Source organism: Pseudomonas fluorescens (assembly GCF_018614775.1).
GTDB classification, from domain to species: Bacteria; Pseudomonadota; Gammaproteobacteria; order Pseudomonadales; family Pseudomonadaceae; genus Aquipseudomonas; species Aquipseudomonas fluorescens_BY.
In genome coordinates this window covers 1-21,316 of the sequence record NZ_JAGGOF010000036.1, presented here as the reverse complement: position 1 = coordinate 21,316, position 21,316 = coordinate 1, and the positions used below count along the sequence as shown (strand labels likewise).

Below are 21,316 nucleotides of genomic sequence, written 5' to 3'. Positions count from 1 at the left end.
TGTGGGAGCGAGCCTGCTCGCGATGGCGGTGCATCAGTCACCGTGATGCTGGATGTGCCGCCGTCATCGCGAGCAGGCTCGCTCCCACAGGGGATTGGTGCTGAACACACGTCTTTGCCAGAGCTACCAGAACCGCTGCTGGGTCAGGCGGCTCCACCAACTGAGCAACACGCGATCCACCGACCCGCTGGCCGCGACGCCGATGCGTTCCTGCAGGCTTTTGCGTTCGGCATAGTGCAGATGGTACAGCTCGGCGCCTTTGGCCCGTTCGGCCAGGTATTCGTCGCTGGTCTTCAACTCGTCCACCAGGCCTTTGCCCAGCGCCGCCACGCCCAGCCAGACTTCACCAGTCGCCACTTCGTCGATAGCCAGTTGCGGACGGTAGTTGGAGACGAAGTTCTTGAACAGCTCATGGGTGATGTCCAGGTCTTCCTGGAATTTCTCCCGGCCCTTTTCGGTGTTTTCGCCGAACACCGTCAACGTGCGCTTGTATTCACCGGCGGTCAGCACCTCGAAATCGATGTCGTGTTTTTTCAGCAGGCGGTTGACGTTGGGCAGTTGGGCGACGACGCCGATGGAACCCAGGATGGCGAAAGGCGCGCTGATGATCTTCTCGCCGATGCACGCCATCATGTAGCCGCCACTGGCCGCGACCTTGTCGATGCAGACCGTCAACGGCACGCCGGCCTGACGGATCCGCGCCAGTTGCGACGAGGCCAGGCCATAGCTGTGGACCATGCCGCCGCCGCTTTCCAGGCGCAGCACCACTTCGTCCTTTGGCGTGGCCAGGGTCAGCAGCGCAGTGATTTCATGGCGCAGGCTCTCGGTGGCCGATGCCTTGATGTCACCGTCGAAATCCAGCACGAACACCCGTGGCTTGGGCGCCGGCTTGGCTTTCTGTTTCTTCTGGGCTTTTTCTGCCTTGCCTTCGGTCTTGCGCAAGGCCTTGAGCTGGTCCTTGTCCAGCAGCGTCTGCTCCAGACGCTCGCGCAGCCCTTTGTAGAAATCGTTGAGCTTGCTCACCTGCAACTGGCCGACCGACTTGCGCCGCCCCTTGCTGCGCAGCGCAGCAAAACTCGCCAGCACCACCAGAATGGCGACTACCAGCGTCACGGTCTTGGCCAGAAACCCGGCGTATTCGATGAAAAACTCCACAGCGACTCCTTAAATGTAATACGCCACTGAACGCAGGCGCGTAACGCTCCCAGCATACCCATGCGCCTGCGTCGCGACCAGCCAAGAAACCTGTGGTTACCTTGGTCCGGGCGAGGCGCAACAAGGCTCTAACGGGCATTTCAAACAAGCGTATGTTTTTTCATTGACAGCTCACCGCCATCCTCATAACCTCGCCAAACCTTCAACGTACCGGGATGACGCGGACGTGGGCAGCATCTATCTGATTCGACATGGCCAGGCCTCCTTCGGTGCGGACGACTACGATGTCCTTTCGCCCAACGGTGTGCGCCAGGCCCAGGTACTGGGTAGCCACCTGGCTGAACTCGGTGTCGTGTTCGATCGCTGCCTGTCAGGTGACCTGCGTCGCCAGCAGGACACCGCTACCGGCGCACTGGGCCAGATGGTCGCCGCGGGGCTGCCGGTTCCCGAACTGGAAATCGACGCCGCGTTCAACGAATTCGACGCCGACGCCGTCATCCGCGCGCTGCTGCCGGACATGCTCCCCCAGGAACCCGAAGCGCTGGAGGTCTTGCGCAATGCCGCACAGAACCGTGCCGAGTTCCAACGTATCTTCGCGCTGATCATCGAGCGCTGGCTCGATGGTCGCTACGATCCGCCCGGGCTGGAAAGCTGGCAGGGGTTCGTCGAGCGGGTCGAGGGCGGCCTGCAACGGATCCTGGAGCAGGCGGACAACAGCCAGAAAATCGCCGTGTTCACCTCCGGCGGCACTATCACTGCCCTGCTCCACCTGATTACCCGGATACCGGCCCCACAGGCCTTCGAACTGAACTGGCAGATCGTCAACACCTCGCTCAACCACCTGAAGTTCAGGGGGCGCGAAGTGGCCCTGGCTTCCTTCAACAGTCATACCCACCTGCAACTGCTGAAGGCCCCGGACCTCATCACCTTTCGCTGAAGCCGTTTTACCGCAGACCCTTGCTGTATTAACCCAAATAAGGATCGACACCATGACCTCCGTAGCCGACGCCGTACAAGCCATGAAAGCCAAGTTCAACCCAGCCGCTGCTGCCGGCCTGGACCTGGTTTTCGGTTTCCGCATTGACGACACCAAGCACTTCTCGCTGATCGTCAAGGACAGCACCTGCGAACTGCAGGAAGGTGAAAACCCGGACGCCCAGGTGACCCTGGTGATGGACGGCGAAACCCTGGAAGGCATTGTCGACGGCAGCACCAACGGCGTGGAGGCGTTCATGGGCGGCAAGCTGCGCGCCGAAGGCGACATGATGCTGGCGATGAAACTGTCCGAGCTGTTCCCAAACTAAGACTGCGCCCGCGATTTTCGCGGGCCTCTTGCCTGCCAGCGAATCCCGCCCCCGTGGCGGGATTCGCGCGTATGGCGTTCACGATTGCGCGGTATCGAGCAACCGTGCCAGCTCTTACAATGCCCGCTTCCTCCGCATTGGCCTGAACATGGACATCGACCTCGCCCGCACCTTCCTGGAAATCGTCCGCCACGGCAGCCTCGCTGCTGCGGCAGAGAAGCTGCACGTCACCCAGACGGCGATTACCGCGCGGGTGCAGAAGCTCGAAAGCCAGCTCGGCTGCGCGCTGTTCGTGCGCAACCGCGCCGGCGCACGGCTGACTGCCGATGGCGAAGCGTTCGTGGTCTACGCCAACCAGTTGGTGCAAACCTGGGAAGCGGCCCGCCGGGACCTGCCATTACCGGAGGGCTATCGCAACGTTTTGCACCTGGGCGGCGAGGTCAGCCTGTGCAATCCCTTGATGCTCGCCTGGGCCGGGGAACTGCGCCAGAAGATCCCCGGACATGCCCTGCGCATGGACATCCGCGACGGCGAAAAACTGCTGCAACAACTGGAACTGGGCCTGTTGGATGCGGCAGTGGTCTATCAGCCGGAATACTGGCCACGGCTGCAAGTGGAGCAATTGCTGGAAGAAAAACTCATCCTGGTCCGCCTGGCCGCCTGTCCCGAGCCCTACGTGTACATCGACTGGAGCACGGACTTCCGCCGCCAGCATGACACCGCGCTACCGGACAAGGCCAAGGCCGCCGTGACCTTCAACCTCGGCCCACTGGCGTTGCAGTACATCCTGGAAAACGGCGGCAGCGGCTACTTCCGCACCCGGGTCGTGCAGAGCTACCTGGATAGCGGCATCCTGGAGCGGGTGCCCAAGGCGCCGGAATTCAACTACCCGACTTACCTGGTCTATTCCCGGGACCGGGATTCGGCGGCGTTGCAACAGGCGTTCGACGTGTTGCGAGAAATCGTCAAAACCGGCAGCGACTGGTCGCAGCGTTGGGATCCGCTGGGCTGAGGATTAGCCACGAAAGCGCTTCAAACGTGCTCGGTTCAGTTGGAAGGCCCCTCGGAAAACCAGGGGCCTCGCATGCAGGCTGCGCTTATGACGGGCTCTGCAGATGCTCTGCAATCTGGTCCTTGATCAACAATCGTTTTTTCTTGAGCGTCTCCAGGGCATCGTCGGACAGGGCTGCGGAGGACGGCTTCTCGGCGTCGACCACCTCGGCATCGAGTTGGGAGTATTTATGGAGTAACGAGTCGAGCCTTGGGTTCTCGCTGCGCTTTTGCTGGATGTGGTCTTTCGTGCATTTGAGATCCTGGCACAAATCGTGAGACACCGGCATGGAACACCTCCTTTGGTGGGTCGGTGGCAGACGCCTTTGCGGTTCCCGCTTGGCGCCCGTCGATTATCAGGATGGCCTCGTCCAGCGGGTTCTGTCGACCGCCTATCCGACCAGCGGTGACCGTTCGTCGTACCGGTACGCTTTCCAATCAAACCTTTGTCCGCGCCCGACTCTCCATTGATCAGAGACGAAACGAATCGTTCTTGAACCCAATTGCGGAGACTTACCTATGGACGGATTTACCCTGCGTCAACTCGGCCTCGCTGTTGCCTTGAGTACCAGCATGGGCGCGGCCTGGGCTGCGACTTCCAACGACTTCGTCGAGAATGCGGCAGCCGGTGGCTTCGCGGAAATCGAAACGAGCAAAATCGCGCTGGAAAAAAGCGCTTCGGCGGACATCAAGGAGTTCGCCAACAAGATGATCACTGATCACACCAAGGCCAACCAGGAACTGATGGCCCTGGCGAAAAAACACGACATCGAAGTGCCGGACGAAACCACGCTGGTGAAAAAGGCCAAGGCCAAGATCCTCGACATGCGTGATGAATCCTTCGATGCCGCCTACGCCAACAACCAGGTGAAGGCCCACGAAGAAACCATCGCCCTGTTCAAGAAAGAAGCCGAGACCGTCACGGACGACAAGAAGGCGGGCAACACCGAACTCAAGGCCTTCGCCCAGAAGATGCTGCCGGACCTGCAACATCACCTGGATGCGGCCAAGAAGCTTCAGGCGGCTCACCCTGGCAAGTAACCCCTGAGCGATCGTTCCCACGCTCCGCGTGGGAATGTCTCAACGGACGCTCTGCGTTCGGCTCAGATGTAAGAAGCCCGACCATCGAGTCGGGCTTTTTGTTGGCTAGCCGCCATCGGTATCAATATCGGCATCCGTACTCTCACCAGACTCAGGCCGGTCCGGGTCAGGCTTGAAGCCGGGGCTGAAGGTGTTGTCATTGTCCTGATAGTGATTCTTCTGGTCGACCTCGCTGTCCGCGCTCTGGGCCTGGTCCGCCCCGGCCGGGCTGACGGGTTGGGTACCCGAGGGGGTCGGCTGGACCTGGGGATCGATGGCCGGGTCGTTGCGCGGCGTTGGCGCCTGGCCTTGTTGCTGGGTGTTTGCAGGATCGTCGTTCATAGGCACCTCATTCATGACTGGGTCGGTTGATGACCGACCTTGATCATTCGAAGGCGTGGCTACGGTTTCGGTTCCATTTGTTTGCCGCGTCAGTCAACCGCCCAGCACCGAGCGGACCATGGCGGTCAGCGCCTCGGGGCCGTAGGGTTTGCTCAATAAATGAGTGTCGGGGCTCAATTGATGGTTCTGGGAAATGATGTCCCGGGTATGGCCCGAAGTGAACAGCACCGGCACCGGCGGCACCTGCATCTTCGCCCAGGCCGCCAGATCGGAACTCTTGATCAGGCCGGGCATGACCACATCGCTGAAAATCAAGTCCACTGACACGCCTTCAAGCAGCAGCTTCATGGCGGCGTCGCCGTTGGCGGCGGTCAGGGTGCGGTAGCCGGACTGTTCCAACAACTCCACCGAGGCACTGCGCACGGCTTCGTTGTCTTCCACCACCAGGATCGTCTCCTGTCCGCCGGAGTGAAGCGGTGGGCGCAGGACCTCTTCCTGGGCTTCGGTCTGATGACTGCGAGGGAAATACATATGCGCTCGCGTACCCTCGCCCAAGGCACTGGAAATCTCGATATGGCCACCACTCTGCTTGACGAAACCGAACACCATGCTCAGCCCCAGTCCCGTGCCCTGGCCTTGCGTCTTGGTGGTGAAGAATGGTTCGAACACCTGGTTCAGGATATCCGGCGACATGCCGGCGCCGCGGTCGATCACCGACAGTCGCACGTACTCGCCCGCCGCGATGCCCTTGCCGGCGCAATACGCTTCGTCGAGCACGATGTTCTCGCCCACCATGTGGATGGTGCCCTCGCCGCCCATGGCATCGCGCGCATTGATCGCCAGGTTCAACAGGGCATTTTCCAATTGATTGCGATCGACATGGATGCACCAAGGGGTATCCGGCAGAGCCACTTCGATATGGATGGTTTCACCCAGGGCCCGTTGCAGCAATTCGACCAGGTCGTCGTAGATGCGCCGCGGGTTGTAGACCGACGGTGACAAAGGTTGGCGGCGGGCAAAGGCCAGCAGTTGCGTGGACAGCTTGGCGCCGCGCTCCACCGCTTCGATGGCGGCACTGACCCGCCGTTGCACGTTGGCATTGTGCGGTTCGTGGCGAGCCAGCAAGTGCAGATTGCCGGCGATCACCTGCAGCAGGTTGTTGAAGTCATGGGCCACGCCGCCGGTGAGGCCACCAATGGCCTCGAGCTTCTGCGACTGGCGTAACTGTTCTTCGGCGGTCAGTCGTGCCTGAACCTCGTCAGCCACGCGTCGCTCCAGGTCACGGGTGAACTTGAGCAGCGACGCTTCGGCGATCTTGCGCTCGTTGATGTCGATCAGCACGCCGGGAAAACGCAGCGGTTTGCCCAGCGCATCGAACTCACAGCGACCGCTGGCGAGCACCCAGAGGTAATCCCCGTCCTGGCGACGTATTCGGTATTCAGCGCTGTAAGGGACGCCAGTGCGCAAGGTCAGTTCGACCCGCTGGTTCATTTCCTCCAGATCATCCGGATGGATGCTCCGGCGGGCGATCTCGATGGGCAGCGCATCCAGCGAACAGTCTGGCGGATAGTTGAAGCTGCGGGCGAAACGCTCATCGCCAGACAGCGTGTCGGCCGGGATATCCCAGACGAACGACCCGAGCAAAGGCCCGGCCGAAAGCGCCAACTGGATGCGTTCATTGACGGCCCGATAACTGCGCTCAGCCGCTTGCCGGGCCCGCTCGGTCAACACGTGTTCAGTGGTTTCCACCACGATTGCCAACACGCCTGCCGGCGACTGATCCTCGCCAGGCACCGGGCTGTAATAGAGGTCCATCCAGACGTCTTCGGGATTGCCATTGCGCAGCAGCACCAGCTCTTTGTTGCGATAGGACAAGGTACCGCCGGCCAGGCAAACATTCAGCACATGACGATTGAACTCGGCCACTTCCGGCCACCCCAACTCCACCGCACACCCAGCAGGTACGGGTGTCGGCCGCCGGCAAACTCGGCATAGGCGTCGTTGTAGATCATGAAGCCCTGGCGTCCCCACAACATCACCATCGGCAGGGGCGACGCCAGCAGCACTTGGACCGCGTTGCGCAAGCTGGAGGACCAGTGTTCGATAGCGCCCAGTTCAGTCTTGCGCCAATCGAACGCGCGGATACGCCCGGCCATTTCACCGCCCCAACCGAGGCATCCATGATTCTGAGATAAAAACTGCATAGATCGACGTTAAACCTCAAAATGCCTGCAGGGAATCGGCAGATGCAAGTCCCTTGCGATCAGAGCTTCGAGCGTGGCCGTTGCGTTTGGTTTCATGCCGGCCGGTTCATGCGCATACGGTGGCCAGGGTATCTATCTCCGCTGTGGGAGCAAAGCTGGCTCCCACAGGTTGCGGGTTAGCAGACTGATAGGGCAGCCCTGCTTCCAACCATACACGTGGAGCATGGCAACAATGTCAGCGGAAATCGCGGCTTTGCACGTGGATGCCCGCCAGCAATTCGGTCAGGTCGCTCAGGCGTCCGGCGATCAGGTGGCGGACCTCGCCGACGCTTTCCCAGCGCCCGTCAACCCGCAGCAGTTGCGAACCCACCAGGACTTTGCGTTGGCGCTCCGCCAGGTCGCGCCAGACCACCACGTTGAGGTTGCCGAACTCATCTTCCAGGGTCACGAACGTCACGCCGCTGGCCGTGCCTGGGCGCTGGCGACCGGTGACCAGCCCGGCGACGCTGACGTTGCGGCCATGTTCCACGGCCTGCAGTTCCCGTGAGCTGCGGCAGCGTCGGGCGCGCAGTTCGGTGCGCAGCAGGGCCAGTGGATGGGGCCCCAGTGTCGTGCCAAGGGTGGCGTAATCGGCAAACAGGTTTTCCCCCGGCGTGGGTTTTGGCAACACCACCGGCGGTTCTTCCTGGCTGGGCAAACCGGCGAACAGGCCCAGTTGTTTCTGCACCCCGGCGACTTCCCAACGGGCTTGATGACGATCACCCGCCAAACCGCGCAGGGCACCGCAATCGGCCAGTTGCGCCTGGGCCCGGGCATCGAGTTGCGCGCGCTCGCCCAAGTCGGCCACGTCACTGAACGGCCGCTGCCGGCGGGCCGTTTCGATACGCCGGGCATCCTCTTCGCGAAAGCCCTTGACCAGGCGCAGCCCCATGCGGATCGCCGGTTGCCGGCCTTCCATGGGTTCGAGGCTGCAATCCCACTCGCTGGCGCGAACGTCCACCGGGCGGATCTGCAATTGATGTCGGCGGGCGTCCTGCAGAATCTGGTCCGGGCTGTAGAAACCCATGGGCCAGCTGTTGATCAGGGCGCAGGCGAACGCCGCCGGCTCGTGGCATTTGAGCCAACTGCTGACGTAAGTCAGCAAGGCGAAGCTGGCGGCGTGGGATTCGGGAAAGCCGTAGCTGCCGAAGCCTTTGATCTGCTCGAACAATTGCGCCGCGTATTCCAGCGAGTAGCCGTTTTTTTCCATCCTTTCTGCCAGCCGCTTGCGGTGCGGCTCCAGCCCGCCATGGCGTTTCCAGGCGGCCATGGAGCGACGCAACTGGTCGGCTTCGCCCGGGGTGTAATCGGCGGCAACCATGGCGATCTGCATCACCTGTTCCTGGAACAAAGGGATGCCCAAGGTGCGTCCAAGCACCACTTCCAGTTCCGGCGAAGGGTATGTGACGGGCTCCTCTTTGTTTCGCCGCTTCAGATAAGGGTGCACCATCCCGCCCTGAATCGGCCCCGGCCGCACGATCGCGACTTCGATCACCAGGTCGTAATATTTTTCGGGCCTGAGCCGGGGCAACATCGCCATCTGTGCCCGCGACTCGATCTGGAACACGCCGATGGTGTCCGCGCGGCTGATCATCTCGTAGGTAGCCCGATCATCCTTGGGCAACGACGCCAGGGTATGACGCTGGCCCCGGTATTGATGGACCAGATCGAAACACCGGCGAATCGCACTGAGCATGCCCAAGGCCAGGATGTCGACCTTGAGCAACCCGACCGCATCCAGGTCGTCCTTGTCCCACTGGATGATGGTGCGCTCGGCCATGGCGGCGTTTTCCACCGGCACCAGGGTGTCCAGGGGTTGCTCGGAAATCACGAAGCCGCCTGGGTGCTGGGACAAGTGTCGGGGAAATCCGATCAGTTGCCGGGTCAGGCTCAGCACCCGGCGCAACACCGGGCTATCCGGGTCAAAGCCACCCTCGCGTAGACGGTCCAGGGGCGGCGCCTCGTCGCTCCAGCGACCGCAGCAGTCAGCCAATGCGTTGACCTGATCCGGCGGTAAACCGAGGGCCTTGGCCACATCCCGTATCGCCCCGGCACCGTGATAACTGCTGACCACCGCCGTCAATGCCGCACGATGACGACCGTAACGTTGGAAGACGTATTGCAACACCTCTTCGCGACGGTCGTGTTCAAAATCCACGTCGATGTCCGGCGGCTCGTTGCGCTCCCGGGACAGGAAGCGCTCGAACAACAGGTTGCTCTGGCTCGGGTCGATCTCGGTAATGCCCAAGGCGTAGCACACCGCCGAGTTGGCCGCCGACCCACGCCCCTGGCAGAGGATGTTGCGCTTGCGGGCGAAACTGACGATGTCCTGCACGGTGAGGAAATAACTGTCGTAGCCAAGCTCGGCGATCAAGTCCAGCTCGTCATTGATCTGTTTTCGAATCCGATCCTCCACACCTTTCTTCCAGCGCTCACGCATGCCCCGCTCGGTCAACTCCCGCAACCACGACGCCGGATCGTGGCCCTCGGGGACCAACTCACGCGGGTATTCATAGCGCAACTGACTCAGGTCGAAGGTACAGCGTCGGGCGATGTCCAGGGTCTCTTCGAGCAAGGCGCGGGGGTAGAGATCGGCCAGATCCTTGCGGCTGCGCAAATGGCGCTCGCCGTTGGGGTGCAAGCGCTGGCCGGCCTCGGCCACCGTGACGTGGTGACGGATGGCGGTCATGGTGTCCTGCAAGGCGCGGCGGCCACGCACGTGCATGTGCACATCGCCGCTGGCCACGGCCGGAAGCTGCAGTCGGTCCGCCAACGCCAGCAGGTCCGCCAAGCGACGCCGGTCGTCCTGCCCGCAATGCAGCTGGACCGCCAGCCACAAACGCTCGGCGAAAACCTGCTGGAGCCAACGTCCCTGCTCTTCATCGTCCTTGCCATCGGGCACCCACAGCGCGAGCAGTCCCGGCAAGGGCTCGTCGAAGTCTTCCCGCACGATGCGGTAGCGGCCTTTTTCACTGCGGCGCCGGGCACGGGTGATCAACCGGCACAAGGCTTGATAGCCTTGCAGGTTTTCCACCAGCAGCACCAGTTTCGGACCGTTATCGACCCGGATTTCGCTGCCGACGATCAGCTGCAGCGCCAGTTCCTTGGCCGCCTGCCAAGCCCGGACGATCCCGGCCAGGGTGCATTCGTCGGTGATCGCCAGGGCCCGGTAGCCTTGCTGGCTGGCCCGCGTGCACAGCTCCAGGGCGCTGGAGGCGCCGCGCTGGAAACTGAAGTTCGACAGGCAATGCAGCTCGGCATACTCGACGCTCATGCGAACCAGCCTTGCAACCACAACGGCCCGCCCTCGCCCACCGGTCGATAGGCCCAACCGCGTTGCCCGCTGCGGGTTTCGACCAGGTAGTAATCGCGGCGCACGTCGGCGCCGTCCCACCAGCCGGTCTCGATGCGCTCCGGGCCCATGAGGATCTGCGCCTGGCCTTCCGGCAATGCCTGGGGTTCGCCGAGCAACCAGCCGGGACGCTGCACGGCCTGCACCGGACAGGCCTGGGGCCGTGGCTCGGATGACATCTGCCAGGCGCATTCAGGCCGATGGTCGTCGCGAAAGCCCAGGCCCAGCACCGCGTCATCCCCCAGCCGGGCCCGCAGACGTTCCCGCAGTTGCTCCCAAGGCAATGACTGTTGCGGGCGCTCATCGAACAGTTCCAGGCGCTGGGGCACGAAGCTCGGCAGGTCTTCGGCACACAAGCGAAAACCGCGTACCGGTGCCCCGACCTGCACTTGCTCCAAGCGGCCACGGGCCAGTTCGAACAGCATTGAAGGGTCCCGTTCGGCACTGAGCAAGCCGACCTTGATCACCGTGTCCGGCAGCCCGGCGTGCTCCAGGTGCAGGTCAAAGCGCTGCACGCCGCTGTCACGACCGCACAGGAACGCCGACAGGTCACCGGTCAACCGTCGCAACGGGAACAGCAACGCCTGGTGGGACTGGACGTCGTAGTTGAGTTCGATGCGCACGTCGAAACGGTCCGGTGGCAGGTAGAACGACAACGCCAGGGTGCGGCTGCCCGTCAGCCCGTCGAGGTGCTTGAGCACCTGGGCTTCGAAGCGTCGCGCCAGGGTGTGGCGGGGCAAGGCCTGGACCTGGTGCAGGCGACGCAGGCCCATGCGTGACAACGCCGTGGCAACCTCGGGCTCCAGGCCGATGCGGTCCACCGGCATTTGCCCCAGGCACTGTTGCAGGGCCTCGCCATCGGGCACCACCAGGGCGTCGTAGGCATTGGCCAAGACCCGCGCCGCCACCGGGTTCGGGGCCGCGACGATGCGATGGCGAAACCCCAGCTCAGTCAGTTCGGCGCGCAACCGTGCTTCGAACACCGGCCAGGGTCCGAACAGGCCCAGGCTCGATTCGATCTCGAACAGCACCGTGCGCGGGTAATGCACGCTGACCTGGGAACTGAAACGGTAGGCCCAGGCAGCGAGGAATTGTTGCCAGTGTTCGATCTGCGCGGCGTCGTACTCGGCGGTGGCAAAGCCTTTGCTCAGGGCCTGGGCGGCGGTCATGGTCTGGCCGGGACGCAAGCCCAAGGCTCGCGCCTGGGCATTGACCGCTTGCAGCACGCGCCGCTGGGCCGGGCCGGTCAGCAGGGCCAGGGGTTCGTCGGGATCCGGGCGCTGACGCAGCGCGGCGTCCAGCGCCAATTGCGGGAAGAGAATACAGACCCAGCGCATCGCAACCTCAATGCCTTGTCGCAGTGGGCGCGGCAAAGGCAATCGGTGCCGAACGGGCCAGCCCGCCCCGGCACTTGAGCACGCGCAATTGCCCGGGCCGGGCATCGATGGCGATGCGCAGGGCCGCCGGCGACGGATTGATGGCTTCCTGGATCGAGCGCCAGGCAAACGCCAGGGTCTGGCCGGTTTCCGCCGCCACTTGCAGCCGGCGCAACGCCCGGTCGTCGGCCTGGCGCGGCCAGCACAGCACCGCACCACAACTGCCCGAGCGCAGGCACTGCTCGGCGGCCCACAGGGCATCGCGCTCATCGGCCTGGAGGACCGACAACTGGCGCAGGTCCACGCCGGCGTTCTGCCAAGCCTGGGGGTAAGGCACGAAAGGCGGCGCCACCAGCACGATCCGCTCCCCCGCTGCCGACAGGCGCGCCAGGGTCGGCCAGACCAGTTGCAATTCGCCCACACCCGGGGCGGCGATGAGCAGTTCGGTCAACGCCGCTTCCGGCCAGCCGCCACTTGGCAACGCCGCATCCAGCGCAGCGTGGCCAGTAGGTTGCGGGCTGGCGGCCGGTGGTGCAGGCCGCCCCTTCCAGACCTGGCCGCCGTTGAACAGCGTGTCCAGCGCAACGACGGCGCCCATCAGCCTTGCCTCAACAAGCCACAGAACACGCCTTCAATGGCCAGGTCCTGGTCGGCTTCGACGATGATCGGCTGATAGGCCGGGTTGCGCGGCAGCAAACGCACGCGCTCGCCGATCCGCTCGAAACGCTTGATGGTGACCTCACCGTCGAGCCGCGCCACGACAATCTGGCCGTTGGCGGCTTGGGGGCTGCGTTGTACGCCCACCAGGTCGCCGTCGAGGATGCCATCCTCGATCATCGAGTCGCCCTGGACCCGCAACAGGTAGTCGGGTGTCTTGGTGAAGATCGCCGGGTCGAGCATCAGGCGGCTGTGAACTTCGGCGTCAGCACCGATTGGCAGGCCGGCGGCCACTCGCCCCAGCACCGGTACGTCCAGCAGCTCGAGGCGCGGCGGTTGGTTCAGCAAGCGGATACCCCGGGCCTGGTGTGGATTGACCTCGATGAAACCAGCCTCGGTCAACGCCAGTACATGCTTGCGCGCCACGCTGCGCGAGGCAAAACCGAACGCCTCGCTGATTTCAGCGAGGCTGGGGGGTTGACCCTGATCGGCGATACGTTCGCGGATGAAGGTCAGGATGGCAGTGCGGCGTGGCGTCAGAGTCGTCATGGAGTACATTTGTACTCCTCTCGGTTTTTTCTGACAAGCGCCATCAGTCAGCTCAAGGGACGAAGGCGGCGACGCAAGCAACTTATTTGTCCCGGCCGTGTGCGATCAACTTCTTTCGGGCAACCGCAGGGAGGCCGCATCGAGGCAGTCACGCTGGTTACGCGCCAGGCCCTCAACCGTACGTGCATAGGCCTGGTCCGCCGCATCCTTGAGCAGTTGCCAATCCTCCAGCGTAATGAATGCCTGCAGCACCAATTCATCGGCACGCTTGATCAACGTGTTGTAGTAATCCTCGGGAAAATCCAGGCGGTACGTATCGTCCTCCAACAGCAGTCGCCAGGCTTTCAGTTCCATCTCAAGGTCGTTTTCACTCATGGCGATGTCCTTCAACAGTCCGGATAAAGGAACGCGCTCTCTCATCCGGGAAAGATTCGAGGCGCGTCATTCAAACAACGACCCTGCGCGCCGATGGCGTGTCCACGCAGACGATGAGCGGTCGTTCAAATGGATGAACTGCGGATTATTCTCCGCTCATCCGGTCATTATCAGGATTTTCGAACCAAGCGCTTCGCCACGGCTCGGAAATACATAACACCGCCGCAAGCCAGCAAGGACAGCTGGGCAACCCAGTCTCGACGGCGGGAACCTGATGTACTTTGAGTCTGCTGCCGGAGAGTTTCGCGATGTGTGAATGTTTTGTTCAGCCCGTTTCATCAAAGGACTCCCTGGCGTTCTTTGCCCAGCGATACCTTCAGGGCGGCCACAGCGATATCAGCCCGCCGACGCCCAGCCTGCACGCAATCGCGGCGCCCAAGCCCCATGACCGGCAAAGCGTGATCAGGCCGAACATGCAGGTCAGCGCGATCCGCAACCGCGGCGGGCGGCTGGAATGTATCAAGGTTCGCTGGGGGTGGTCACCGGTCTGGTCCATGGGGACGATGCCGCCCCTGACCCACCTGCCGCTTCATCTGGTGATGCGCTCCAAGGTCTTTGATCGCATCAAACGCGATGGACGGGTGTTGGTGGCAGTGGACGGTTGGTATGAAGCGCCTGACAAGACTCAGCCAACCCAGGCTCAACGCCTGAGCTACACGACCTCCAGACAGTCAACCCCGATTTTCCTGGCGGCCCTGGCCCAAGCCAGTGAAACCTCCAATGGCTGTGATGGCCTGGCCTTGGTGACCTATGGCGACATTGCCCATCAACAGCAGCGGTTGCTGGCGTTCATGGGTGAAGATGCCTTGCAGTGGTTGAAGCCTGACCTGGACTGGCACCAGGCGCAACAGATCGCAACGCAGGTCGCGGTGGCGGAACCGCAACTGGAACATGTGCTGACCGCTCAGCGGCTGGTGCAGGGCGGGCGCTGACGGCTCGACCATCAGGAGGCATGAAAGGGATGAGGATGGGCGGTAGACTGGCAAGCGAGCACATTGGCGCGACCGCCCTACTCCTTTTCGAATTCGAGACTTTCATGGCCAACCAAGACATTACGTTCATTCCTGACCCGGACGCGGACTCCATCTCTTCCGACGTCGCCGGTTTCGGCGGCCTGCTGGTCTCCACGCAGATTCCGACCCATGCCGATGGCAGCCTGGAACTGGGCGATATCACCCTGCAAAGCGAGTGCACGCTGCAAGCACTCAAGGCAGCCCTGGAGCGCGCCGGCAGTTCCATGGACCGGGTCTTGCACCTGACCATCTACCTCACCGACATGGCCGATCGCGCGGCTTTCAACGAAGTCTACAAACGCTTCTTCGCCAAACCCTGGCCAGTTCGCGCGGCCGTGGGCGTGGCGACGTTGGCGGTAGAAGGCATGCGCGTGGAAGTCACAGCGATGGCAGCCAAGGCCTGAGCCCCTGCTCCCCAATCCCCGTGGCGAGGGCGCTTGCTCCCGCTGGGCTACGGAGTAGCCCCCAGAAGCCTGGGACCGCTACGCGCTCCAGCGGGAGCTAGCTTCCTCGCCACAGGGTGTGGGACCTGCCCCAAATGCACTTTTTCTCGAAAAACAGTCATTTACACACCTAGCCCGGCTCGGTTCGTGACGCTAAAGTGCGCCGCTTTCCATCCTCGTGGCGTGCTTATGAATCTCTGGTTCCGACTGTTGCTGATGCTGTTTCGTCGTCCCTGGCGCAAGCCGACGGATCCGTTGGGCACCACCGTTGTGCGGATGCGCGTATGGCCGCTGGACCTGGACCTCAATCGCCACGTGACCAACGGCCGTTACTTCACGTTGGCCGATGTCGGGCGCATGGATTACGTGCTGCGCAGCGGCGCTTACAAAGTGGCGCTGCGCAACCGCGCGGTGCCGATCGTGGGAGATGTCTGGGGCAAGTTTCGGCGCGAGCTTAAAGTGTTCGAGGCGTTCGAAGTGCACACCCGGATGCTCGGCTGGGACGAAAAATGGACCTTCATGGAGCACCGCTTCATCAGCCAGGGACGCGTGATTGGCGTGGTGATCATGCGCGGTCTGTTCCGCTCGGCCCGAGGCACGGTTGCACCGGCAGAATTCATCCGCGAACTGGGGCTGGCCGAACAGTCGCCGGTGCTATCGCCATGGCTGGACGCCTGGTCGCAAAGCTGCGATGGCTTGAGCCTTGAGCTTCGGGAAGAGGAACGCTGAGCTGAAGGGGAAATCCTGCGCTACGTGTTTTCCACTCGGTGGTGCTGGCGATTCTGCTGGGCGGGCTGGTGACGTTGCAGGCGTAGGTGACGCCGTTCAGCCAGAGGGTGGTGGGAGGGCATTGAAAAACCGCAGTGAATAAATTGCTTTTAGTGGCGAGAGAGCTTGCTCCCTCGCCACAGGGAAGCTCGCCCCCCTTCAAGCCAGATCTTACTGAACGTTTTTCAGCTTGATCACATCACCGGACACCGAGGTGGTGTAGCCGGTCAGGACCCAGGCCCAGAACCAGTTTTCCTGCACTTGGGTGTTGATCATGGCGTCGCCGCCCTTGGCCCGGATCGCGGCAGTCTGAGCGCGCACGAAACGGCTGTTCTGGCGAATAGGGATCACGCCGAGCAGTAGCAGCCCAGTGGCCGACGCTTCACTGTGGCCGACCACGGTGTATTGGCTGCTGTCGTAGTGCTGGGTTTTCATCGGGGCGCCGGTGCAACCCGCCAGGGCCAGGCCGAACAGTGCGCAGGCAGCAATCTTGCTGAGGTGGTTCATTGAATACTCCATGAGAAAACGCCCGGGATCCATCTCTCGGGCGGCGCGTACTCTAACGGATAAGCATCAGATTGACATCACCCGATTATCCCCGTGCAAGGCCCAAGGCAGAGCCATTCGTCAGTTACTCCTCCAGCGCAACAGTCCGCCGTCGATAACTCAATCAATGCGCCACGCAAGGCAGTTCTTGCCCAGCCGGCCGTATACCGATAAGCGACGGCCAGCCCCGTTGGAGCGTTTGACCATGATTGACATGACTGTCTGGAACATCACCCTGCCTGTGCAGACGCCGGCGCTGACCGTGGCCACCAAGGCCATGCCGACCTTGCAAAGTCCGTATTTCAACCGCACTGGCGAGCGCATCATTTTCTGGGCGCCGGTGACCGGTTCCCATACTGGCAAAAGCGACTTCCCGCGCTCCGAACTGCGCGAGACCGCCAAGGACGGCAAGCTGCGCAACTGGCGTTACAACAGCGGCGTCAACACCCTCAACGGCACGTTGTCGGTGAATCAGGTACCGTCCGAAGGCCGTGTGGTGGTCGCGCAGATTCACGCCAAGGACGCCCCCGCCCCGCTGCTGAAGCTGGTGTACCGCTTCGCCAAGGGCACCGGCAACATCGACGTGGAGTATCGGGTCAAACCCAAGGACCTGAAGAGCCCGGTGCTCTTCAGCGTGCCGAACGTGGCGCTGAGCAAAGCCTTTACCTATTCCCTGCAGATGGACAAGCAAGGCACGCTTACCGTGCTGATCAACAACCTCGGCAAGCAGGTGAAGCTTGATCCGTCCTGGTACGGCTACGACTTCTATTTCAAGGCCGGCGTCTACACCCTGGACAACGTCGGGTACGCCAGCGAAGGCGGGAAAGTGACCTACACCAGACTGGACGTCAGCCATAAATGACCGGCGCCCAGCCTGCACCACTTTTGCGGCGAGGGAGCAAGGAAAGTGCTGCCTGACAGCGAGTCGATCAATCAGGCAAACGTCGCCCCCCGGGTATTCACGAACAACGAATACAGCGAATGACTGCCGGCCATGAATAACCGGTTACCCTCCCGGCCTCCAAAGCAGATATTGGGGCAACGCTCGGGCAGCGAGATATGCCCGATGGCCTTGCCTTCCGGGTTGAATACCCGCACGCCGTCGAGTTTCTCCAGGTCGGCCTTGGGGTCGCCGTTGCCGCCCCAGCCGCACCAGAGATTGCCGCTCTCGTCGCACTTGATGCCATCGATGGCGGCGTATCCAGGCCTTCGATGTGCTTGCGTCGCTCACCCAGCGTGCCATCGTCCTTGACGCTGATCGCCCAGATCAGGCGATTGGGCTTGGCGCGGCCTTCGACCACGTAGAGGGTTTTCTCGTCCGGGGAAAAACACAGCCCGTTCGGCCCGGCCAGGTCGTCGATCACCCGCGTGACCTTGCCGGTTTCGCCATCGATGCGGTACACCGCATGGGGCTGGGCCGGCGTGACTTTGTGCCCTTCGTAGTTGTTGCCGGTCTGGAACGGCGGATCGCTGAACCAGACCGAACCGTCCTTTTTGCAGACGATGTCATTGGGCGAGTTGAGCGGCTTGCCCTCGAAGCTATCCGCCAGCACGGTGATCGTGCCGTTATGCTCGGTGCGGGTGACGCGCCGACCTTCGCTCGACGTGGTGGAGCCTTCGCACACCAGCAAGCGTCCCTGGCGGTCGCGGCACATGCCGTTGGAGAAATTGGAATTCTCGCGGTACACCGACAGCCCGCCGGTGACTTCATCCCAGCGCACGATGCGGTTGTTGGGAATGTCACTGACCAGCAGGTAACGACCGTCGCCGACCCACACCGGCCCTTCTGCCCAACGCAGCCCCGTAGCGAGTTTTTCCACGCTGGCGTTGAAGATGCGCAAGTCCATGAAGCTGGGGTCAAGGATATTGATCAACGGGTCCGGGTAACGCTGGCTCAGGGGCTCGGCCTGAGCCAGGCCCGGCAGGCTGCCGAGGGTGGCGGCAGCGGCCGAGACCACCAGGGACTTTTTCAGGAAGACCCGGCGGCCCTGATCGGCGGCGGTTGCAGTTTGCGAAGCATCCATCGTGCGTCTCTCCGTTATTGTTATTGGACGGGGACGACAGCCTTACTCCGTGATAGGACATCGTACAAGTTAAATGCCCAACCCGCCTTGCTCTGCAGTCAAGCCGGAGCGAGGGGAATCCGAACGGTGAACGTGGTACCGGAAAGCATGTTCGATTGCACTTCGATAAGGCCATGGTGAGCGGAAACGATCGCCGAAGCGATGTACAAGCCGAGCCCCAGGCCGGCCGTGGAGCCGAAGTTCGCATTCTCTTCGGGGGCACGCCGGAACATCGGATTGAAGATGCTGCCAAGGGCGTCCTTTTCAATGGGCTTGCCCTGGTTATTGATCTTGATGACCGCCATATCCTCTTCGGTGCTCAGTAAAACCGTGATGGGTGTGCCGGTGGTGCCGTGCTGGATAGCGTTGCCGATGAGGTTGGCAAATACCTGCTCCATGCGGGCCCGATCAAAATGCATCTTCAGGGCGCCGCTGGTTTCAAAGATGATGTTGATTTCAGGGTGATAGGCGCGGGCCTCTTCCACCATGCCTTCGCAGGCCGCTACCATGTCGTCTCTGAGCCGCTGCACCGGGATTCCCGTTCCCAACTGCGTCCGGGTGAAGTCCAACAGATCACCGGCGATCTTGATGCTCCGCTTGACGCTGGTGTAGATGCGCGTAGCGATTTTGGTGGTCTTGGGCGGCAGGTCAATGGCCCGCAGCAATACCTCGGAACTCAGCAGGATCGCGCCTAAAGGGCTGCGCAGGTCATGCCCCAGGATGCCGAGAAAGATGTTGCGCGCCGCATCGACCGCGCTCGAATAACTGACGACTGACTCCGCCAGAGCCTGATCGATGGCCTCATTGAAGCGCATGACATCCCCCACCATCTGCTCGTCGCCCGGTTGGACCTTGGGCATCCAGAGCATCAGCACGCTGGTGCGTAATGCCCGATATTCCGAGACCATCTGCTCCAGGGTGAAACCGGTCGCCTGGCGAATGATCGCATGGGTTTCGGCCGCGGTTTCGACCTCCGCCGCCGGCGCCTCGCCATGGGATTTGGCCACCTGTTGTGCAGGCGTCTGGGGGGTGCGCAGGTCGGCAGCAATGACGCGCAGCATATGCTCGGCGTGGTCGCGCAAAGCCGCGGTGTTCATGCCATCGGCGGCCGGGGTCAGGGTTTTGGCAAACTCCTCCCACGCCTGAAGGATCGGTTCGATGTTGTCGATGATGAAGTCGGCCAGACGCATAGATGCTCCGTAAAGAAATGGATGGAGCCGAGGGCGCAGGGCGATGAAGCACCGCAACGGACCAGACCCGTCAGCTCAGGTTAGCCTGTGTCTGGCACCGAGGCGAGCGACTTGTCCCGCCGGGTGATATGGGGTACAAATTCGCACCTAGTTGTACGACAACCCATAACAAAAATTACTTCGAGGAGTGTACCTTGAAGACCTGCTTCGGATTCGCTGCCATGACCCGCACACCTGCCGCACCAACGCCCTTGCCCCGCCACCTCGCGGTGCTCGTCCTGCTGTGCATGGGCTGTGCCTTCGCTGGCAACCATGTCGCGGCGCGTGCCGCATTCGATGACGGCGCCGGGGTGTTGCTGGCTATCCTGCTGCGTTCGGGCGGGACCTTGCTGGTGCTTGCCGCGATGGTGTTGTGGCAACGCCAGAGCCTGCGCCTGGCGCCCGGTGCGTGGCGCTGGCAACTGACGCTGGGGTTGTTGATCGGCGCCCAGAGCCTATGCCTGTATTCCGCCGTGGCACGGGTGCCGGTGGCGTTGGCGCTGTTGGTCGGTAACGTCTTTCCGATTCTGCTGGCGCTGCTCACCTGGGCGCTGGGCGGACCCAGACCGACCGCGCGCACCGCCGCGTTGATGGGCATGATCCTGGTGGGGCTGGTGTTCGTGCTGGAGGTGCCGGCGCGGCTGGCGTCGCAACAGAGCGTCGGTCCGCAATGGCTGCTCGGCGTGGGGCTGGCCTTTTGCGCCGCCTGTGTGTTTGCCTGCGCGCTGTGGGTCACCGATCACAAGTTGTCCCAGGTGCGCGGTTCGGTACGCAGCCTGCTGACGATTTTCATCGTTTTCGGCAGCGTCAACCTCGCCGGCCTGACCGGCGCCCTGCCCGGCGGCTTCGACCTGCCGGCCACCCGCACCGGCTGGCTGGCCCTGGCGACGCTGGTGGTGCTCTACGGCACCGGGTTTATCGTGCTGTTCATTTCGGTGCCGCGCCTGGACATGCCGCGTAACGCCCCGGTGATGAACATCGAACCGCTGGCCACGCTGCTGATCGGCTGGCTGGTGCTGGACCAGATGCTCAACCCGGGCCAGGTACTCGGCGGGGCGATCGTGGTCACCGGCATTGTGTTGCTGACGTATCGCAAGGTTGAACGGGTCAAGGCCCAGGTGGCTGGGCCGGCTGGCTAAAGCTGAACTGGCTGCCGCGCCTTGGTGGGAGCAAGGCTTGTCCGCGATGCAGGCGCCACGATTTCCGGGCAGCCTGCATAAACTTCACCACAGGCAAGCCTTGCTCCCGTAGCGTGTTGCCACCGCCACAGTGTGCTGGGTCAAAACCGAACCTCCCCCGCCGGCACCACATCGATCCGCGACACCGCACTGCTCAGGCGCCCCAACCGGTTGTTGTGGTTGGCGATGATCTGCTCGGCCGTCATGCTGCCGTTGTCCACCGTGGAGTGGCCGTCGGCAGCCAGCACCAGGTCATACCCGAGAGTGTGGGCCTGGCGGACGGTGGCGTTGACGCAATAGTCGGTCTGCATCCCGCAGACCACCAGGCGATCGATGCATCGGGCTTGCAGCAGCGAGAGCAGGTCGGTCTGGTAGAAGGCGTCCGGCGTGGTCTTGCGCACCCGCAGGTCGTCCGCCGCGGTCAGCAAGCCATCGGCCAGTTGCCAGGCGTCCGAGCCATGGGTCAGCACCCCTTCCAGCTCTTCATGCTGGATCAGGATCACCGGCACCTCGAGCGCCCGGGCCCGGGCGCT

At 62.6% G+C, this 21,316-nt stretch carries 20 protein-coding genes and 2 pseudogenes; 9 read left to right on the top strand and 13 right to left on the bottom strand.

Translation table 11 applies throughout. The annotated features are described in order from the left end of the window. Nucleotides 1-123: 123 nt before the first annotated feature. The gene (sohB, locus tag J7E36_RS10385) at nucleotides 124-1,155 is read right to left on the bottom strand and encodes a protease SohB (protein ID WP_215002502.1); all 1,032 of its coding nucleotides are present in this window, start codon (nucleotides 1,153-1,155) and stop codon (nucleotides 124-126) included. Nucleotides 1,156-1,381: 226 nt separating this feature from the next. Between sohB and J7E36_RS10380 the strand changes: the two genes are divergently transcribed. The 3 genes from J7E36_RS10380 (at nucleotide 1,382) to J7E36_RS10370 (ending at nucleotide 3,471) form a co-directional block, all read left to right on the top strand. Then, the gene (locus J7E36_RS10380; RefSeq protein ID WP_215002500.1) at nucleotides 1,382-2,092 is read left to right on the top strand and encodes a histidine phosphatase family protein; all 711 of its coding nucleotides are present in this window, start codon (nucleotides 1,382-1,384) and stop codon (nucleotides 2,090-2,092) included. Nucleotides 2,093-2,144: 52 nt separating this feature from the next. Then, nucleotides 2,145-2,459: an SCP2 sterol-binding domain-containing protein gene (locus J7E36_RS10375; protein ID WP_215002498.1), complete on the top strand. Its 315-nt coding sequence runs from the start codon at nucleotides 2,145-2,147 to the stop codon at nucleotides 2,457-2,459. A 148-nt stretch (nucleotides 2,460-2,607) separates the two neighbouring features. Next, nucleotides 2,608-3,471, top strand: a complete 864-nt coding sequence (locus J7E36_RS10370) for a LysR family transcriptional regulator (protein ID WP_215002497.1) — start codon at nucleotides 2,608-2,610, stop codon at nucleotides 3,469-3,471. An 85-nt stretch (nucleotides 3,472-3,556) separates the two neighbouring features. On the opposite strand, the gene J7E36_RS10365 is transcribed toward J7E36_RS10370, so the two are convergent. Further along, nucleotides 3,557-3,799, bottom strand: coding sequence for a YdcH family protein (locus J7E36_RS10365; RefSeq protein WP_215002495.1), 243 nt, complete (start codon nucleotides 3,797-3,799; stop codon nucleotides 3,557-3,559). 229 nt (nucleotides 3,800-4,028) lie between these two features. Here J7E36_RS10365 and J7E36_RS10360 point away from each other — a divergent pair, with 229 nt between their 5' ends. Further along, on the top strand, nucleotides 4,029-4,550 hold the full coding sequence (locus J7E36_RS10360; protein ID WP_215002493.1) for a DUF4142 domain-containing protein: 522 nt from the start codon (nucleotides 4,029-4,031) through the stop codon (nucleotides 4,548-4,550). 105 nt (nucleotides 4,551-4,655) lie between these two features. Here the strand turns inward: J7E36_RS10360 and J7E36_RS10355 are convergent, their stop codons facing one another. The 7 genes and pseudogenes from J7E36_RS10355 to J7E36_RS10325 form a co-directional block, all read right to left on the bottom strand. Further along, complete coding sequence (locus J7E36_RS10355) at nucleotides 4,656-4,931, bottom strand: hypothetical protein (protein ID WP_215002491.1); 276 nt, start codon at nucleotides 4,929-4,931, stop codon at nucleotides 4,656-4,658. Between the two features lie 93 nt (nucleotides 4,932-5,024). After that, nucleotides 5,025-7,135 (bottom strand): annotated as a pseudogene (locus J7E36_RS10350) (ATP-binding protein). Nucleotides 7,136-7,370: 235 nt separating this feature from the next. After that, nucleotides 7,371-10,469, bottom strand: coding sequence for an error-prone DNA polymerase (locus tag J7E36_RS10345; protein ID WP_215002489.1), 3,099 nt, complete (start codon nucleotides 10,467-10,469; stop codon nucleotides 7,371-7,373). Beyond that, nucleotides 10,445-11,863: a Y-family DNA polymerase gene (locus tag J7E36_RS10340; protein ID WP_215002487.1), complete on the bottom strand. Its 1,419-nt coding sequence runs from the start codon at nucleotides 11,861-11,863 to the stop codon at nucleotides 10,445-10,447. Before J7E36_RS10340 ends, J7E36_RS10345 begins: the two co-directional genes overlap by 25 nt. Before the next feature lie 7 nt (nucleotides 11,864-11,870). Further along, nucleotides 11,871-12,500, bottom strand: coding sequence for a translesion DNA synthesis-associated protein ImuA (gene imuA, locus J7E36_RS10335; protein WP_215002485.1), 630 nt, complete (start codon nucleotides 12,498-12,500; stop codon nucleotides 11,871-11,873). Next, nucleotides 12,500-13,117: a transcriptional repressor LexA gene (gene lexA / locus J7E36_RS10330; RefSeq protein ID WP_215002483.1), complete on the bottom strand. Its 618-nt coding sequence runs from the start codon at nucleotides 13,115-13,117 to the stop codon at nucleotides 12,500-12,502. The genes imuA and lexA overlap by 1 nt, the downstream gene beginning before the upstream one ends. Nucleotides 13,118-13,213: 96 nt before the next feature. Continuing rightward, nucleotides 13,214-13,483 (bottom strand): hypothetical protein, encoded by a 270-nt coding sequence (locus J7E36_RS10325; RefSeq protein ID WP_215002481.1) that lies wholly within the window; start codon nucleotides 13,481-13,483, stop codon nucleotides 13,214-13,216. A gap of 308 nt (nucleotides 13,484-13,791) precedes the next feature. Between J7E36_RS10325 and J7E36_RS10320 the strand changes: the two genes are divergently transcribed. The 3 genes from J7E36_RS10320 (at nucleotide 13,792) to J7E36_RS10310 (ending at nucleotide 15,728) form a co-directional block, all read left to right on the top strand. Continuing rightward, complete coding sequence (locus J7E36_RS10320; RefSeq protein WP_215002479.1) at nucleotides 13,792-14,475, top strand: SOS response-associated peptidase family protein; 684 nt, start codon at nucleotides 13,792-13,794, stop codon at nucleotides 14,473-14,475. A gap of 104 nt (nucleotides 14,476-14,579) precedes the next feature. Continuing rightward, nucleotides 14,580-14,960, top strand: coding sequence for a RidA family protein (locus tag J7E36_RS10315; RefSeq protein WP_215002477.1), 381 nt, complete (start codon nucleotides 14,580-14,582; stop codon nucleotides 14,958-14,960). A 228-nt stretch (nucleotides 14,961-15,188) separates the two neighbouring features. Beyond that, nucleotides 15,189-15,728 carry a thioesterase family protein gene (locus J7E36_RS10310; protein ID WP_215002475.1) on the top strand — a complete coding sequence of 180 codons (540 nt, stop codon included), beginning with the start codon at nucleotides 15,189-15,191 and terminating at the stop codon, nucleotides 15,726-15,728. A gap of 210 nt (nucleotides 15,729-15,938) precedes the next feature. Here the strand turns inward: J7E36_RS10310 and J7E36_RS10305 are convergent, their stop codons facing one another. Then, nucleotides 15,939-16,274 carry a hypothetical protein gene (locus J7E36_RS10305; protein ID WP_215002473.1) on the bottom strand — a complete coding sequence of 112 codons (336 nt, stop codon included), beginning with the start codon at nucleotides 16,272-16,274 and terminating at the stop codon, nucleotides 15,939-15,941. A 244-nt stretch (nucleotides 16,275-16,518) separates the two neighbouring features. On the opposite strand from J7E36_RS10305, the gene J7E36_RS10300 reads away from it, so the two are divergent. Beyond that, nucleotides 16,519-17,175 carry a polysaccharide lyase family 7 protein gene (locus tag J7E36_RS10300; RefSeq protein ID WP_215002471.1) on the top strand — a complete coding sequence of 219 codons (657 nt, stop codon included), beginning with the start codon at nucleotides 16,519-16,521 and terminating at the stop codon, nucleotides 17,173-17,175. Between the two features lie 71 nt (nucleotides 17,176-17,246). Here J7E36_RS10300 and J7E36_RS10295 read toward each other — a convergent pair. Continuing rightward, nucleotides 17,247-18,337, bottom strand: a pseudogene (locus J7E36_RS10295) (SMP-30/gluconolactonase/LRE family protein). A gap of 98 nt (nucleotides 18,338-18,435) precedes the next feature. Next, nucleotides 18,436-19,566, bottom strand: a complete 1,131-nt coding sequence (locus J7E36_RS10290; protein ID WP_215002469.1) for a sensor histidine kinase — start codon at nucleotides 19,564-19,566, stop codon at nucleotides 18,436-18,438. A 221-nt stretch (nucleotides 19,567-19,787) separates the two neighbouring features. Between J7E36_RS10290 and J7E36_RS10285 the strand changes: the two genes are divergently transcribed. Further along, complete coding sequence (locus tag J7E36_RS10285) at nucleotides 19,788-20,744, top strand: EamA family transporter (RefSeq protein WP_215002467.1); 957 nt, start codon at nucleotides 19,788-19,790, stop codon at nucleotides 20,742-20,744. Between the two features lie 140 nt (nucleotides 20,745-20,884). Here the strand turns inward: J7E36_RS10285 and J7E36_RS10280 are convergent. Beyond that, the coding region (locus tag J7E36_RS10280; RefSeq protein ID WP_215002465.1) for an isochorismatase family protein at nucleotides 20,885-21,316 on the bottom strand (432 nt) is incomplete at its 5' end.